At 42.7% G+C, this 14,232-nt stretch carries 14 protein-coding genes; all 14 read right to left on the bottom strand.

Translation table 11 applies throughout. The features are described from left to right. Positions 1-5 precede the first annotated feature (5 nt). Positions 6-1,220, bottom strand: a complete 1,215-nt coding sequence (dltB, locus tag ERX35_RS01210) for a D-alanyl-lipoteichoic acid biosynthesis protein DltB (protein WP_149458081.1) — start codon at positions 1,218-1,220, stop codon at positions 6-8. Further along, positions 1,217-2,644 (bottom strand): D-alanine--poly(phosphoribitol) ligase subunit DltA, encoded by a 1,428-nt coding sequence (gene dltA, locus ERX35_RS01205; protein ID WP_149458080.1) that lies wholly within the window; start codon positions 2,642-2,644, stop codon positions 1,217-1,219. The genes dltB and dltA overlap by 4 nt, the downstream gene beginning before the upstream one ends. 15 nt (positions 2,645-2,659) lie before the next feature. Further along, positions 2,660-2,788 (bottom strand): teichoic acid D-Ala incorporation-associated protein DltX, encoded by a 129-nt coding sequence (gene dltX / locus ERX35_RS01200; protein ID WP_149458079.1) that lies wholly within the window; start codon positions 2,786-2,788, stop codon positions 2,660-2,662. A 258-nt stretch (positions 2,789-3,046) separates the two neighbouring features. Continuing rightward, a complete protein-coding gene (locus tag ERX35_RS01195) occupies positions 3,047-4,147 on the bottom strand; it encodes a serine hydrolase domain-containing protein (RefSeq protein WP_149458078.1) in 1,101 nt (366 codons plus the stop codon). A 39-nt stretch (positions 4,148-4,186) separates the two neighbouring features. Next, positions 4,187-4,585 carry a YutD family protein gene (locus ERX35_RS01190; RefSeq protein ID WP_149458077.1) on the bottom strand — a complete coding sequence of 133 codons (399 nt, stop codon included), beginning with the start codon at positions 4,583-4,585 and terminating at the stop codon, positions 4,187-4,189. A gap of 8 nt (positions 4,586-4,593) precedes the next feature. Next, on the bottom strand, positions 4,594-5,505 hold the full coding sequence (gene lipA, locus ERX35_RS01185; protein WP_149458076.1) for a lipoyl synthase: 912 nt from the start codon (positions 5,503-5,505) through the stop codon (positions 4,594-4,596). A 72-nt stretch (positions 5,506-5,577) separates the two neighbouring features. Then, on the bottom strand, positions 5,578-6,894 hold the full coding sequence (locus ERX35_RS01180) for a bifunctional metallophosphatase/5'-nucleotidase (protein WP_149458075.1): 1,317 nt from the start codon (positions 6,892-6,894) through the stop codon (positions 5,578-5,580). Between the two features lie 11 nt (positions 6,895-6,905). Continuing rightward, positions 6,906-7,727, bottom strand: a complete 822-nt coding sequence (locus ERX35_RS01175; protein WP_149458074.1) for a sulfite exporter TauE/SafE family protein — start codon at positions 7,725-7,727, stop codon at positions 6,906-6,908. An 11-nt stretch (positions 7,728-7,738) separates the two neighbouring features. After that, positions 7,739-8,587 (bottom strand): DUF72 domain-containing protein, encoded by an 849-nt coding sequence (locus ERX35_RS01170; protein WP_149458073.1) that lies wholly within the window; start codon positions 8,585-8,587, stop codon positions 7,739-7,741. Between the two features lie 201 nt (positions 8,588-8,788). Continuing rightward, complete coding sequence (locus ERX35_RS01165) at positions 8,789-9,715, bottom strand: magnesium transporter CorA family protein (RefSeq protein WP_149458072.1); 927 nt, start codon at positions 9,713-9,715, stop codon at positions 8,789-8,791. A 111-nt stretch (positions 9,716-9,826) separates the two neighbouring features. Then, positions 9,827-11,224, bottom strand: coding sequence for a Fe-S cluster assembly protein SufB (sufB, locus tag ERX35_RS01160; RefSeq protein ID WP_149458071.1), 1,398 nt, complete (start codon positions 11,222-11,224; stop codon positions 9,827-9,829). A 12-nt stretch (positions 11,225-11,236) separates the two neighbouring features. Next, entirely contained in the window at positions 11,237-11,671 is a 435-nt protein-coding gene (gene sufU, locus ERX35_RS01155; RefSeq protein WP_149458070.1) for a Fe-S cluster assembly sulfur transfer protein SufU, read from the bottom strand. Next, on the bottom strand, positions 11,661-12,896 hold the full coding sequence (locus ERX35_RS01150) for a cysteine desulfurase (protein WP_149458069.1): 1,236 nt from the start codon (positions 12,894-12,896) through the stop codon (positions 11,661-11,663). Before ERX35_RS01150 ends, sufU begins: the two co-directional genes overlap by 11 nt. A 22-nt stretch (positions 12,897-12,918) precedes the next feature. Further along, positions 12,919-14,229 carry a Fe-S cluster assembly protein SufD gene (gene sufD, locus ERX35_RS01145; protein ID WP_149458068.1) on the bottom strand — a complete coding sequence of 437 codons (1,311 nt, stop codon included), beginning with the start codon at positions 14,227-14,229 and terminating at the stop codon, positions 12,919-12,921. Between the last annotated feature and the right edge of the window lie 3 nt (positions 14,230-14,232).

The following is a 14,232-nucleotide window of genomic DNA, read 5'->3' as shown; positions in this document are numbered from 1 at the left end:
TCCTCCTAAAATAATTTACCTGAGAAAATCAAAAATCCGAAAGCAACAAAGTGAAAAGTAATGACAACTGCCAAAATGTCTACAGCGGCCTGCGGTAGTTTCCACGGATGTTTTTTTCGCCATTTCTCATAATAACCATAACTCACAAACAGTACACCATGGTAGAGACCATAAGCAATATAATGCCATTCAAGTCCATGCCATATTCCCATGATGAGGAAGTTAAGCATAAAGGCGATATTGGATACCATAAAAGCATCCTTCAATAGCTTTTTCTTCGTCATGAAGAACACAATACGCATGTATACCATGTCCCGGAACCAGAATGACAAGGTCATATGCCATCTGTTCCAGAAGTCTTTAATATTTTTAGATGCAAAAGGTGCATTGAAATTCGGTGGTGTTTCTATCGACATCAAATAACTGAAGGCGATGGCGAATAAACTATAGCCTGCAAAATCAAAGAACAAGTAGAAGCTGTAACCATACATATACACGAGCTTCATCCAGATGGAAGCCGCCGAAAAATCTATCGACAGAATAATGAACTGATCCACCCAGTATGCCAGAATATATTTATAGAGTAAGCCTATCATGATATAGTGGACAGCTTTAAGCAGCAGCTCGCGATACCGCTCTTTTGTCAGCGGCTTGTGCTCATCCTTTTGAAATCTTTTGTAGCGGTCAATCGGCCCTGAAGAAATCGTCGGAAAAAAGCTTAAAAACTTAATCAGTTCATAGCTGTTAATCTCTTTCAGCCTTCTATCTCTAATCTCCATTAAAATCTGAATGCTTTTGAACATGATATACGAGATCCCTAAAAACCCGATTATCGATTTTAAAGGTAGCTGACCGACCTCATAGGAGCCGAAACCGAACCATGAGCTCTGAAAGACTTTAACGACGGCGAGCGGTGCAATAACCGCTGCCATAATCAGTATAAAGTTAGTGAGCGTATTATGGTTTTTGACTATCTTCAAGTATAATTTGATCAGCAGTAACTGATAAAAGATATAGATGATAAAGCTGACCATCTCATATGACAACAAAGACAATCCGAATAAATTTTTATTCGGATCCTTAAATATAAGCAGCAGCATAATAAAACTGATGGCTATATTTAGTCCGTTATACTTTCTGCCCAGCAGTCCAAGAATAATGACCGGCAGCAATAATAAAAGCGCAATATAAAAGAATGAAAAATCACCATATGGAATCATGAAACAGCCTCTTTTATCCGCTGTCTATCTACTTTGCCGTTCGGTGTCATCGGCAGGCTGTCAACGACTCTGATTTTTCTTGGAATCATATATTCCGGTAAAGTCGATTTCAGCTGCTGCTTCACCGTCTGTGCCAGCTGGTCGTCCGCTTCAGCTGAGACAGAAGCCACCAAGTACTGGACTTTGCCATTTTTCTCTATAGGTGTGACAACTGCCTGACGGATTCCATTGATTTTTGTCAGCTGCTCCTCAATTTCTTCAAGCTCCATCCGGTAGCCGTTCAGCTTGATCTGATAATCAATACGGCCATTGATGAACCAGAGACCATCCTTAATTTCTGCTTTATCTCCTGTGCGGTAGCTACGTTCACCATCCGCCTTGAAAAACTGCTGTGCTGTCTTTTCCGGTTCTTTAATATAACCTGCGCTGACAGCATCTCCGTGAATCAGCAGTTCGCCTTCTTCGCTGAGAGAGAGGGTCGTTTTCGGTCTCGGTGACCCGACAGGCAGTGGATTATACTTTGCGAGCAGTTCATCCGTTACTCTGACACTTGTCACCGCAACAGTCGCCTCTGTCGGCCCGTAAGTGTTATAAATAAAAGCATCAGCGAAGTTGTTCTTCAGCTGGGAAGCCGTCTTATGTTTAAGTGCTTCTCCGCAGAAATAGAAATAGCGCAGATTCGGATATGTTTCCTGACTGAATTGCGGAAGCAGCAGTCCCATCTCCATAAATGACGGCGTAGAAACCCACGCTGATATCGGATATTCAGTCAGCTGCTGCTGAATTTCAGCAGGTTTTTTAATCATCTCTTTATCGATCATCACTAATGTTCCACCGGAAGCAAGTGCCGGATAGACAGCCATCACTGATAGGTCGAACGATAACGGTGCCTGATTCAGCCAGTAATTTTTTTCAGATGCACCATATAGACTCACCATCCAGTCAGTGAAATCATCCAGGCTCTTATATTTAATCGCAACGCCCTTCGGCATTCCGGTTGAGCCTGAGGTGAAGATCGTATAGGCGATATCTTCAGGCTGGACGTCCTTGATGAACTCTGCCCTGTCAGGCCATTGTCCCGGCTCAATTAGTCGTGCCTCAGTCGCTACTTCCAGCGGTTCGGCCACTAATATATACTCCGGTTCTATCTTTTGTAGAATCTTAGCCACGCGCTCATCCGGTATAGACGTATCGATAGGCACATAACCGATGCCTGCTTTCAGTGCAGCGATCATTCCTACAATCATCCATTTTGACATATGCCCGTAAACGACTAAAGGCTGGCGACTCTCGACCACCATAGCTGCCAGACCGTTTGATAACTGCTCTAATTCCTCATACGTCATTTGCTCCTCGCGGTGAATGAAACATAAAGAATCCGGTTTGTCAGTTGTATGATGTGATAATTGAGTTAAAAAATTCATATTTACACCTACTCATTAAAATTCATTATAAATAAAGTTGCTTTCGACTCCACCACCGCCATAAATCCAGAATAGAGTAAAAAGAATGATGAGATAAAGCAACGTAAGCAAAGCGAGTTTCACATTTTCATTTTGTAGTATCATTATTATTTTCACCTGCCAGCCATACTATCAAATTATAAAAACTGATTTTATTTTTCACAACTCATATCATCATTAATTAGCGATTGTTTTTTGAAATTGTTGCAATAAATTGAACATCTCCAATTAAAACAAAATACTTTCGCTTTGATGTAACATATCTGTAATAATAAGGTAATTAACATTATTTTGCAATACATAATATACAAAACATAAATATTTATTAACTTTATTTAATGTTTTTATTTTCTTACGAAATGTCTACCTCTTATTGTGAGTAAGGATGTTATAAATTTTCAGAACGCTTTGTTCATTATTTTTTGTTTTACTCGGCTTTGCTATATTTGTTGCCATAGCAATCGTTAAATTATTATTGAACCAGCAGATGACTTCCTGATTAAAGAAGTAGCCTCTAAGACGAAGATAGTTTTTTTTCACATTAAAGCCATATCTATAAGGCTGCACATTGTCATCTATACTCGTTTTCATCAAGTTCGTCTCCTGACTACTAAATAACTGATTATGATAGAATGCATCTGCTAAAGTCGCCATATCAGCTGCTGACATATAAATATTGCCTGCACCGTCAAATTGATCAAGGCCGAAAGGTTTTATCGGTGTTTTCATCATAAATTTCGTTCTATAACCTTCAGCAAAAAAAGGTTGTAACAATTTATCATCATAGAATCCTGTTCTTTTCAGTTTTAAAGGATTAATGATATATTGATAGACATTCTCTTTATAAGTTTTTTGGGTAACTTGTTCAATCACTTTAGCTAAAACTATATAATTGGCATCATTATAATGATATGTATTATACAATGATAAATTCATGCCGTTTTCAGCAATCGTATTTACTGTCGCGTCAAGTCCTCTATATTTTTTGGTCATACGATAAGGCATTAATCCGCTTCTATGCATCAGTAAATTCTTAATAGTCATATTCATGCCGTAAAATTGCGGAAGATAAAAAGAGACGAGCTGATTACGATCAATCAGTCCTTTATCCTCTAGTTTTTTTACGATGATACCTGTTAGGAATTTTTGACTGGAACCTATCAGGAACATAGATTCCGTCCCTAACTGCTCACCTTTATAATTTTTTTCTCCGACTGCTTCATTCATCAGTACTTTATTATGATTCTTAATATAAAGAGTGCCCTTAAAGTTCTCCTGCTTTAAAATAGCGTTTATTTCTTTGATTGCCTGCTGATCCCCGGGATTACTACTGAACTGATTATTACCGTCGCTGGCCTCCTTGCTATTCTCTTTAGCTTGATTGAAATTAAAAGGCGCTAAACTGCAGCTCGCCAGCACTAGACATAGCACCACTAAACATAATACATATAACACTCGTTTCATCGCATCCTCCAAAAAAATAAAGTAATCACTGTTAAGTGATCACTTTAAAAACTGTTTTAATGTTTTGTTATTATATAGCTCATCAGTCTGCTCTGCAATTATTTCTACTCTTTCATCGGCAATATGTTCTTCAACCGGTGTTTCTTCATTGAGGCGTTCAGCTGCCGGCAGTCGTTTCAAGACAAAATAAGGACATCCGAAGTTGCAGTATTCCATAAGGTAGTCCTGAATACTTGAGAAGCGTTTACTAATATCCGCTTTTTTATTCCGGTCCTCATAGAACCCTTTTAATCTCAGCTGCTCGAATCCGATATCTCCGACGATAACAGGATATTTATCGAGTACTTCTGAATAACGCCTTTCAAATTGTTCTGCGTCAAACGCATCACGGTAATTGGCGATGATGTTATAATAATGTTCACCTATCTTAATGACCATATATTCACCTACTCAGCGAGTTCTCCCATAGCCTGACGGACTTTCGCCGCTTCATTCACCTGCTCATCAGCATGGTAGGAGCTACGGACCATCGGCCCTGCCTGACAATGTTTGAAACCTTTTTCCATAGCGATCTTACGAAGCTTACCGAATTCAAGTGGTGTATAGTACTTCTGTACTTTCAGATGTTTACGCGATGGCTGCAAGTACTGGCCGATTGTCATAATGTCTACATTATTGGCACGCAGATCGTCCATCACTTCAAGAATTTCTTCCCAAGTCTCGCCGAGCCCAAGCATCAAGCTTGATTTAGTAGGGATATCCGGATAAAGCTCTTTAGAGCGGCGCAGTACTTCAAGTGAGCGATCATAGGTCGCACGCGCACGGACTCTCGGTGTCAGACGTCTGACTGTTTCAATATTATGGTTTAAAATATCGGGCTTTGCTTCAAGCAGTGTCACCCAGTTGTCAAATGAACCGCCCATATCTGACGGCAGCACTTCAATGGTTGTATAAGGGTTGCGTTCACGGACTTTACGGATTGTATCAGCATAGACATGGGAGCCGCCGTCTTTTAAATCATCACGCGCAACGGCAGTAATAACTACGTGCTTTAAGTTCATGAGTTCCACTGATTCTGCTACGCGACCAGGTTCTTCAAGATCGAGCTCGTTCGGCAGTCCTGTCTTAACGGCACAGAAACGGCAGGCACGTGTACATACTGCTCCTAAGATCATAAACGTCGCTGTACGGCGTTCTCCCCAGCACTCATGGATGTTTGGGCAGCGTGCTTCTTCACATACCGTATGAAGATTCTTCTCACGCATCATTTTTTTAAGACCTGTATAGTTCTTGTTCGTGTTAAGCTTTATTTTCAACCATTCTGGTTTTCTCAGTATCTCTTCATTCTTAGTAGCCAAAACAACATCCCTCCAATAAATTACCCTATCATTATAACGAACATTAAGCAAAATTTAAATGCTGTATTTATTTTAACGGCGGTTAAGCGCCATCATCATTACGTCGCGCAGAAATTCCGGCATAATATATTCCTTCTCATTCTGAACGAACTGCGGGAAGAATCTACCGAAAGTATACATGTCAAGCGTCGCCAAAGTATACTGCTGGTGAACATCGATTAAGCGTCCCCCGACGGAAAACTGTCGCTCTGATTGAATCATACCGACATTATCCAGCACATACATGCCGAATAAATCTCCCCGAAAACCGAAGCCTTTGACGATATCACCCCGATGTTCATGTTTCATGCTCATCGCGATGACTTCCATCAGTTCACGTCCCGACAATGTAATCTTCACCGGATTAATTGGATGCGGCAGCATCTTATGGAGATCATACTTTGTGAAACCGGGTCCTTCAAATCCTTCAACAATCAGTCCTGAATTGATAAGTGCACAGTCAGCCTCCAAAAACAGCCGCAGCTCCCTGGCAAGTAACGCAGTCGTCACAGAGGCACTGTATAGTCTTCTCGGCAGCGAGAGCGTGTGATCTGTTATGACTTCATTCAGTATACGCCGGCCCTGGTCATAGTAATCCTCTTCGCCGTCAATCAGTTCATCCGTACTGACCAACCGGGCGCTCTTGGCGGTAAGCTGCCTGCCGTCAAACGTCAATGTCAATTCACCGATGTATTCGCCGTACCGTCCGGCTGCACCAATCAGCACGCCGTTCACAAGATCACCGTTATCGAAGTGATGGTGCGTATGGGCACCAAGAATAATATCGATACCGTGAATCTCTGCAGCGATTCTTTGGTCTGTAAACTTACCGAGATGACTGAGAATTACGATGACATCACATTGTGATTTGATGGCCTGTACTTGTGCCCGTATTGCTTCCACCGGGTCAGTCACATTCCAGCCGAGCGCTCTATAAAAAGGAGTGAATTCAGCTGTCGCTCCGATAAATCCGAACGTGATGCCATGTATGTCTTCAATGGCATGACGCTTCACATTCTCCGGCAGCCGTCCGTCAAGGTCAGTCACATTGCAGCAGGTCACCTGAAAGTCCGCATCTTCATAAAGATGATTGAAGTCTTCATGCGTCAGCGTGATCCCTTCATTGTTGCCGATCGTGACGACTCCTGCTCCTGCTTCATTCAATAGTTGAACGTTGCCGCGACCGAGCGTTCCTTCTGTGAAAGGGTGGCTGCGATCAACATGATCTCCAATATCGACATAGTATGTATGCGGGAACTGAGCGCGCTTGTCGGCCAGAAAGCGGATGATTTTATTGTATGTCATTAAATGACTATGAATATCATTCGTATGATAAAGTTTCAGTTCCATTGACTTCACCTCTATAACAGACTCTTAATAATTAAATAAACTCCTAACAGAAGCATAATACTTCTCAACACTAAAATCACTGTATCTGACTTCATTCTTTTGTTGATCTGCACGCCAATATTAGCACCGATATAACTTGCAATAATCAATATCACTGCATAATACCAGATAACATTCCCCTGAACAATATGACTGACAGCACCAGACAAACTTGAGAAGAAAATCATCAGCATGCTCGTACCGACTGCAATATGAGGCGGAAATCTGAATAAAATAATCATTAACGGCGTCATCAAGGCACCGCCGCCGATACCGAACAGTCCGGTCAGACAGCCTACAATGAATGTCGCGATAATCGCCGGCACAGGCGCAATGCTGTAGTGATGTGTTGTGCCTGCTGCATCGGTAAACATACGTTGATGCGCTTCGTTCTGGAACAATTTGATCGGCTTGATATGATTCCGGACCATCAGCACAATACTGATGATGATAAGAAATATTCCAAAGTACAGATTAAAGCTGTCAAGTGTTAAATAACGGCTTAAATAAGCACCAATAAACGCACCCGGCACTATACCGCAAAGAAACAGCATACCCGACTTCAAATCGACCTGCTTCGTCTTCAAATAGCCGAGTGTAGCGGACAGACCAGTGGAAATTAAAATAACAGTAGATGTCCCTATCGCCTTCTGGGGCGTGATATCATCGAGAATCCCCGCATCCATGCCTAAGTAAATTAACGTCGGCACGATAATGATGCCGCCGCCGATCCCTACGATCGCCCCGATAACAGCAGATAATACACCTAGTATAATTAATATAACAATTGACATTAAGACACATCCTAAAATAGTTTAAGCTGCTGAAAGTTAAGCCCGCGGTATTCAATATCCAATATTTCAATCAGCCGTTTCGCGTTTGCTGCCGCATGACCGCCGGAGTTATTGTTGAAGATGACATAGACGTCTTTTGTCTTCTGCTCCAGAATTTTCACTTTGCGGGCGAGTTCCTGCAGCTCTTCTTCATTGTAATTATAAAGGTAGCGGACAGCACGCCATTCCTGGTCAGTCAAGTCCTTTTTGGTCCATCCGGCTACATTGCGGCCGTGAAAGCGCATCAGGGCAGTCCGGCTCGTCACTCTATTGACGAACGGAATCGAACCGTGACCGCTCTGTGGTTCATCACAGACCGAATGAATAAAGCCGTTATCATGGAGGAAGCTGAGCGTATTCTCCTTCATCTCCGGCAAAAACCAGCTGTCATTCCTGAATTCTATCGCCAGCGGCATGTCCACTAAATATTCCTTCAAATACAGCATGTAATTAATATTGCCGGTATTACAGTCAAACCACGGCGGAAACTGAATGAGCACCATGGCGAGCTTATTCTCCTCCAGCATCGGCCCTATCATTAAATTAAACTGTTCGATCAGCTGCAGCTTACTCTCCGCATAGTCCTCGACAGCTGCATGCCCAGTCAATGCCTGATGGATCTTCACGACAAACTTGAAGCTCGCCGGTGTTTCAGCAATCCATTTTCTGATATTCCGTTCAGGTTGAATGGCATAGTACGTTGAATCCAGTTCAACCGTCGGAAAATGACTGCCGTATGTCAGCAGTTTATCTTTTTTATTTGATAGATCAGCGTAAAGAGTATCATGGTCTCCCCAGCCTGTAAGTCCTATATTTATCATATCATCACCTGCATTTATCATACCATAAACATCCGTATTATCTATGACGCATCCCTGGCCATCATTAAAATAAGACTTGAGCTTACTATTCAGCTTTCTTCAAAAACAATACACAGCGACTCCTGCAGAAATAGCGTGCAGGCTCGCGCACGCCCCTGTGTGAAAGGTTATTGAAGACAGGACAGTTGTCTCAAGTCTCAATTATTTGAATATATTACGCCGCTGTAAAAAGATAAAGGTCAGCATCATTAACGCTAGTGCGACCAGCAGTGTGCCGAGCCATGAAACGCCTGGAAGATGGACGTTCATACCGAAGAAGCTGAAAACGAGTGTCGGCAGCGTCAAGAAAACCGTGAACAGCGTCAGGATTTTCATGATGTTATTCATCTCATTACCGATGAGTGATGAATAGGACCCTGTGATACTTTCAAGAATGCGCGTGTAAAGCTCTGTCGTATTAAGTGCCTGTGTGTTTTCGATTAATAAGTCTTCCAATAGTTCCTGATCATCATCATAAGGCTTGATTGAACGCGATCTGAAGATTTTCTTGATTGCATCACCATTGGCGGTCAGCGACGTCAGGAAATAGACGAGACTCTTTTCAATCTCCATCAGGTCGTACAGCTGCTTATTCGTCAAAGAGTTTCTTAAGTTGCTCTCGATTCTGATCCGGTCCCGGTTGATTTTCTTCAACGTGTTGTTGTACATCGTCGCTACAATAAACAGCACTTCCAGCAAAAATCTTGACTTCATCCGTAAATCAAAACGTTGGTTCAGCAGTTTATTAAACATATCATTTTCCTGTGAACAGATTGTAATAATATAACCTTTACTCAAGATGATACCGATCGGCACAGTAATATAAGATTCTGTCTGTCGTATATTTTTATCTAGAATGGGAAAATCATTAATAATCAGTGTGCTATTGGTTTCTTCATCGTATTCTATACGTGCACTTTCTTCAGGATCAAGTGGATCTTCCAGAAATTCAATCGGTATATTGAATTGTTCAGCCACTTCCTCCATCTCTTCACGGGATGGCTGGACGATATTCACCCAGTTGTTCACCTGATATTTATCGGCTTTTATAATCGTTCCTTCTTCGGAGTTTATATACGTGGTAATCATAAGCCTGCTCCTTTCTCCGCGTCTTTATCAACATAAAAATCTTAACGTAAAACACGAAAGAAAGATACTTGTTTAAACAAAAAAAAGACGAGAAACTCTCGTCTTTGATGATTAACCGATAGAACCTTCCATCTCAAACTTGATCAGACGGTTCATTTCTACTGCATACTCCATCGGCAACTCTTTTGTGAATGGTTCAATGAAGCCCATAACAATCATTTCTGTCGCTTCTTCTTCAGAGATACCGCGGCTCATTAAATAGAACAGCTGCTCTTCAGAGACTTTTGAAACTTTCGCTTCGTGCTCCAGTGAAATATTGTCATTCATCACTTCATTGTAAGGGATCGTGTCTGAAGTCGACGCATTGTCCATAATCAATGTGTCACACTCAATATTTGAACGTGCACCTTCTGCTTTACGACCGAAGTGGACAATACCACGGTAAACGACTTTACCGCCTTGTTTCGAAATAGATTTAGAGACGATAGTAGATGATGTATTTGGTGCCATATGCATCATTTTAGCGCCGGCATCCTGAACTTGTCCACGACCTGCCAGGGCGATAGATAATGTCATACCACGCGCACCTTCACCGAGCAAGTAACAAGCTGGATATTTCATCGTCAGCTTAGAGCCGATGTTACCATCAATCCATTCCATCGTACCGTTCTCATAGACGAATGTCCGCTTCGTTACTAAGTTATAGACATTGTTCGCCCAGTTCTGGATTGTTGTGTAACGGCAGTAAGCATCTTTTTTAACGATGATCTCAACGACTGCTGAGTGAAGGGAGTTCGTTGTATAAACCGGTGCTGTACAGCCTTCTACATAGTGAACGCTTGCGCCTTCGTCAACGATGATGAGTGTACGTTCGAACTGACCCATGTTTTCAGAGTTAATACGGAAGTAAGCCTGCAGTGGTGTTTCAAGCTTAATGTTTTTTGGTACATAGATGAACGATCCACCAGACCATACGGCAGAGTTCAGTGCAGCAAACTTGTTGTCTGCCGGCGGAATCACTGATGCGAAGTGTTCTCTGAATAATTCTTCGTTTTCTCGCAGTGCAGAGTCAGTATCTTTAAAGATAATGCCCTGTTCTTCTAAGTCTTCCTGCATATTGTGGTAAACCACTTCAGATTCATACTGAGCAGATACACCTGCAAGATATTTCTGTTCCGCTTCCGGAATACCTAATTTATCAAACGTCTGCTTGATTTCTTCAGGCACTTCGTCCCAAGAACGTTCTGTATGCTCAGATGGTTTAACATAGTAAGTGATTTCATCAAAGTTTAACTCTGATAAATCACCGCCCCACATCGGCATCGGCATTTTGTAGAACTGTTTTAATGATTTAAGACGGAAGTCGAGCATCCACTGCGGTTCTTCCTTCATTTTTGATATTTCTCTTACAATCTCTTCTGTCAGACCACGTTCTGAACGGAAGATAGAGACGTCTTTATCGTGAAAGCCATATTTGTAATCGCCGACATCTGGTGCTTTTTTAGCCATTTGATTCACTCCTTATTCTTCTTCTTGTGTTCCTTTTTCTAGTGCTTTCCATGCAAGGGTAGCACATTTAATACGGGCAGGAAACTTCGCAACACCTGACAGTGCTTCAATATCACCCATGTCTTCGTCAATGTTGTAATCTTCTCCGAGCATCATCCGGCTGAATTCGCTACTCATGTGTAATGCTTCTTCTATTGTATGACCTTTGATCGCCTGCGTCATCATAGACGCACTGGACATTGAGATGGAACAACCTTCACCTTCGAACTTAGCGTCCTGAATCGTGTCACCTTCCATATTCAATGTCAGACGGATACGGTCGCCACAAGTCGGATTGTTCATGTCAATCGTCATCGTGCCGTCTGCAATGACCCCTTTATTGCGGGGGTTTTTGTAATGATCCATAATCACGGAGCGATACAGTTGATCAAGGTTATTAAAACTCATAACTGAAAAACTCCTTTGTCTTCTTCAGACTTTCAATCAGTACATCCACTTCTTCTGTTGTATTGTAGATGTAGAAGCTGGCACGTGCTGTTGATGACTGATTCAGCCATTTCATCAGCGGCTGTGCACAGTGATGACCTGCACGAATGGCAATACCGTCTGCATCAAGCGCTGTCGCCAGGTCATGAGGATGGACACCTTTCAGATTAAAAGTAATCAGTCCCGCCCTCGCATCCGGACCCGGACCATAAATCTCAAGGCCTTCTATTTCAGACATTTTTTCATAGGCATAACGCGTCAGTTCATGTTCATACTCAAGCACATTATCCATGCCGAGCGCTTCAAGATAATCGATTGCTGCGTGCAGGCCAATCGCTTCAGCAATCAGCGGTGTACCTGCTTCAAATTTCACAGGAAGTTCGGTCCATGTTGAATCATGGAGGCCGACAAAATCAATCATGTCGCCGCCGAATTCAATCGGTTCCGTCTGATTCAGCAGTTTACGACGGCCGTAAAGCACGCCGATTCCTGTCGGGCCGACCATTTTGTGGCCGCTGAAGGCATAGAAATCAACATCAAGCGCCTGAACATCCACGGTCATATGAGGAACAGCCTGAGCACCATCGGCAACCATAACTGCCCCGTGTTTATGAGCCACTGCGGCAATCGCCTTAATGTCGTTAATCGTGCCGAGTACGTTCGACACATGCGTAACAGAGACAATTTTTGTTCTATCGGTAATCGCAGCCTCAACATCACTCATGAGCAGTGTGCCGTCAGGTTGCAGCGGAATATATTTTAGTACTGCCTGCCGACGTTTAGCAAGCATCTGCCACGGTACAAGATTGGCATGGTGCTCCATTTCTGTGATGACAATCTCATCGCCTGCATTGACCACCATGTCACCGTAGCTATGAGCCACAAGATTGAGCGCCGTCGTTGTCCCGCGGGTAAAGACGATTTCCTCAAAATACTGAGCATTGATGAAACGTCGAACTGCCTCGCGCGCTTTCTCGTAGCCGTCCGTCGCCCGTGTGCCGAGTGTGTGCACACCGCGGTGGACATTGGCATTCATCGATTCATAGTACTGGCTGATGGTATCAATAACAGCTTGCGGCTTCTGGCTTGATGCTGATGAATCAAGATAAACGAGCGGCTGCCCGTTCACTTGTTCGTTTAATATCGGGAAGTCAGCTCTGACTTTATTAATATTTAAAACGGTCATATTATCAGGACCTTTCTTTAAACTAAATGTTGCCCATGACTTTCTGTTCAATCACTTCTGTCAGCTGACGCTTGACTGCTTCAATCGGCAGGACGTTAACAACTGGTGCTAGGAAGCCGTGAATGACAAGGCGTTCTGCCTCCTGCTTGGAAATACCGCGGCTCATCAAGTAGAAGAGCTGCAGCGGATCAACACGGCCTGCTGAAGCCGCGTGACCTGCTGTCACATCATCTTCATCAATCAGTAAAATCGGATTCGCGTCGCCGCGTGACTTTTCTGACAGCATCAAGACACGTGACTCCTGCTGTGCATCAGCTTTAGTCGCACCGTGTTTAATGTAACCGATGCCGTTAAAGATAGATGATGCTGCGTCTTTCATCACACCATGTTTCAAGATGTGACCTTGTGAATTTTTCCCGTACTGAATAATCTGAGTCGTGAAGTTTAATTTCTGTTCTCCACGGCCGACCACAACAATCTTCAAGTCACTTGAAGAGTTGTCGCCCATCAAGTAAGTGGTGTTGTCATTAATCGTATCGCCGTCGTTCATTAATCCTAATGCCCAGTCAATCACAGCATCCTGCGCTGCAACGCCGCGGCGGATGACGTGACCTGTCAAGCCTTTGCACAAGAAATCTACTGTGCCGTAAGTGATTTTCGCGTTATTGCTGGCAATGACTTCAGAAATTAAATTCAACTGAGCTTTAGCTTCAGCGATTGTTGAAATATAGTTTTCAACGTATGTCACTTCAGAACTTTCATCTGCAACAATCAGTACGTGATTGAATAAGTTGACGTCAGCATTGTCATGCAGTGTCACCATTTGAATCGGTGATTCAATGACTACGTTTTTAGGGACATAAATGAATAATCCACCGTTCATCAATGCGGCATGCAGCGCTGTCAGACGATGTTCGTCTACTTTTACCGCTTCCGTCATGAAGTACTGCTGTACTAATTCACTGTGTTCAGCCATCGCTGTATGGATATCTTTAATGATGACACCCTGTGCTTCAAGTTCCGGACTCACTTTCAGAAGAGCCGGTGTATTGTTATGCTGAACGTACAAGTTATCAATCGACTCAATATCCAGCACTTGCTTCACGGAAGCAGGCAGTGCTTCAACTGATGCATAAGTGTCACTATCAATCACTGTATGCTTAACAGAATGAAAATTCCATTTATCTAACTTCGTTTTATCGGGTTTTGGCATTTCAATAGTATTTAATCGGTTGAATGCATCTTCACGGACAGCTGTCATCCATGAAGGCTCATTTTTTGATTGTGAAAATTCCTGGATAATCCCAGGATTCACGTCAAACGTTTGACTCATTGC

Origin of the sequence: Macrococcus equipercicus (assembly GCF_004359525.2) — a bacterium.
GTDB lineage: Bacteria > Bacillota > Bacilli > Staphylococcales > Staphylococcaceae > Macrococcus > Macrococcus equipercicus.
Note: the sequence above shows the minus strand (reverse complement) of the source record. Positions and strands in the feature narration are given on the sequence as shown.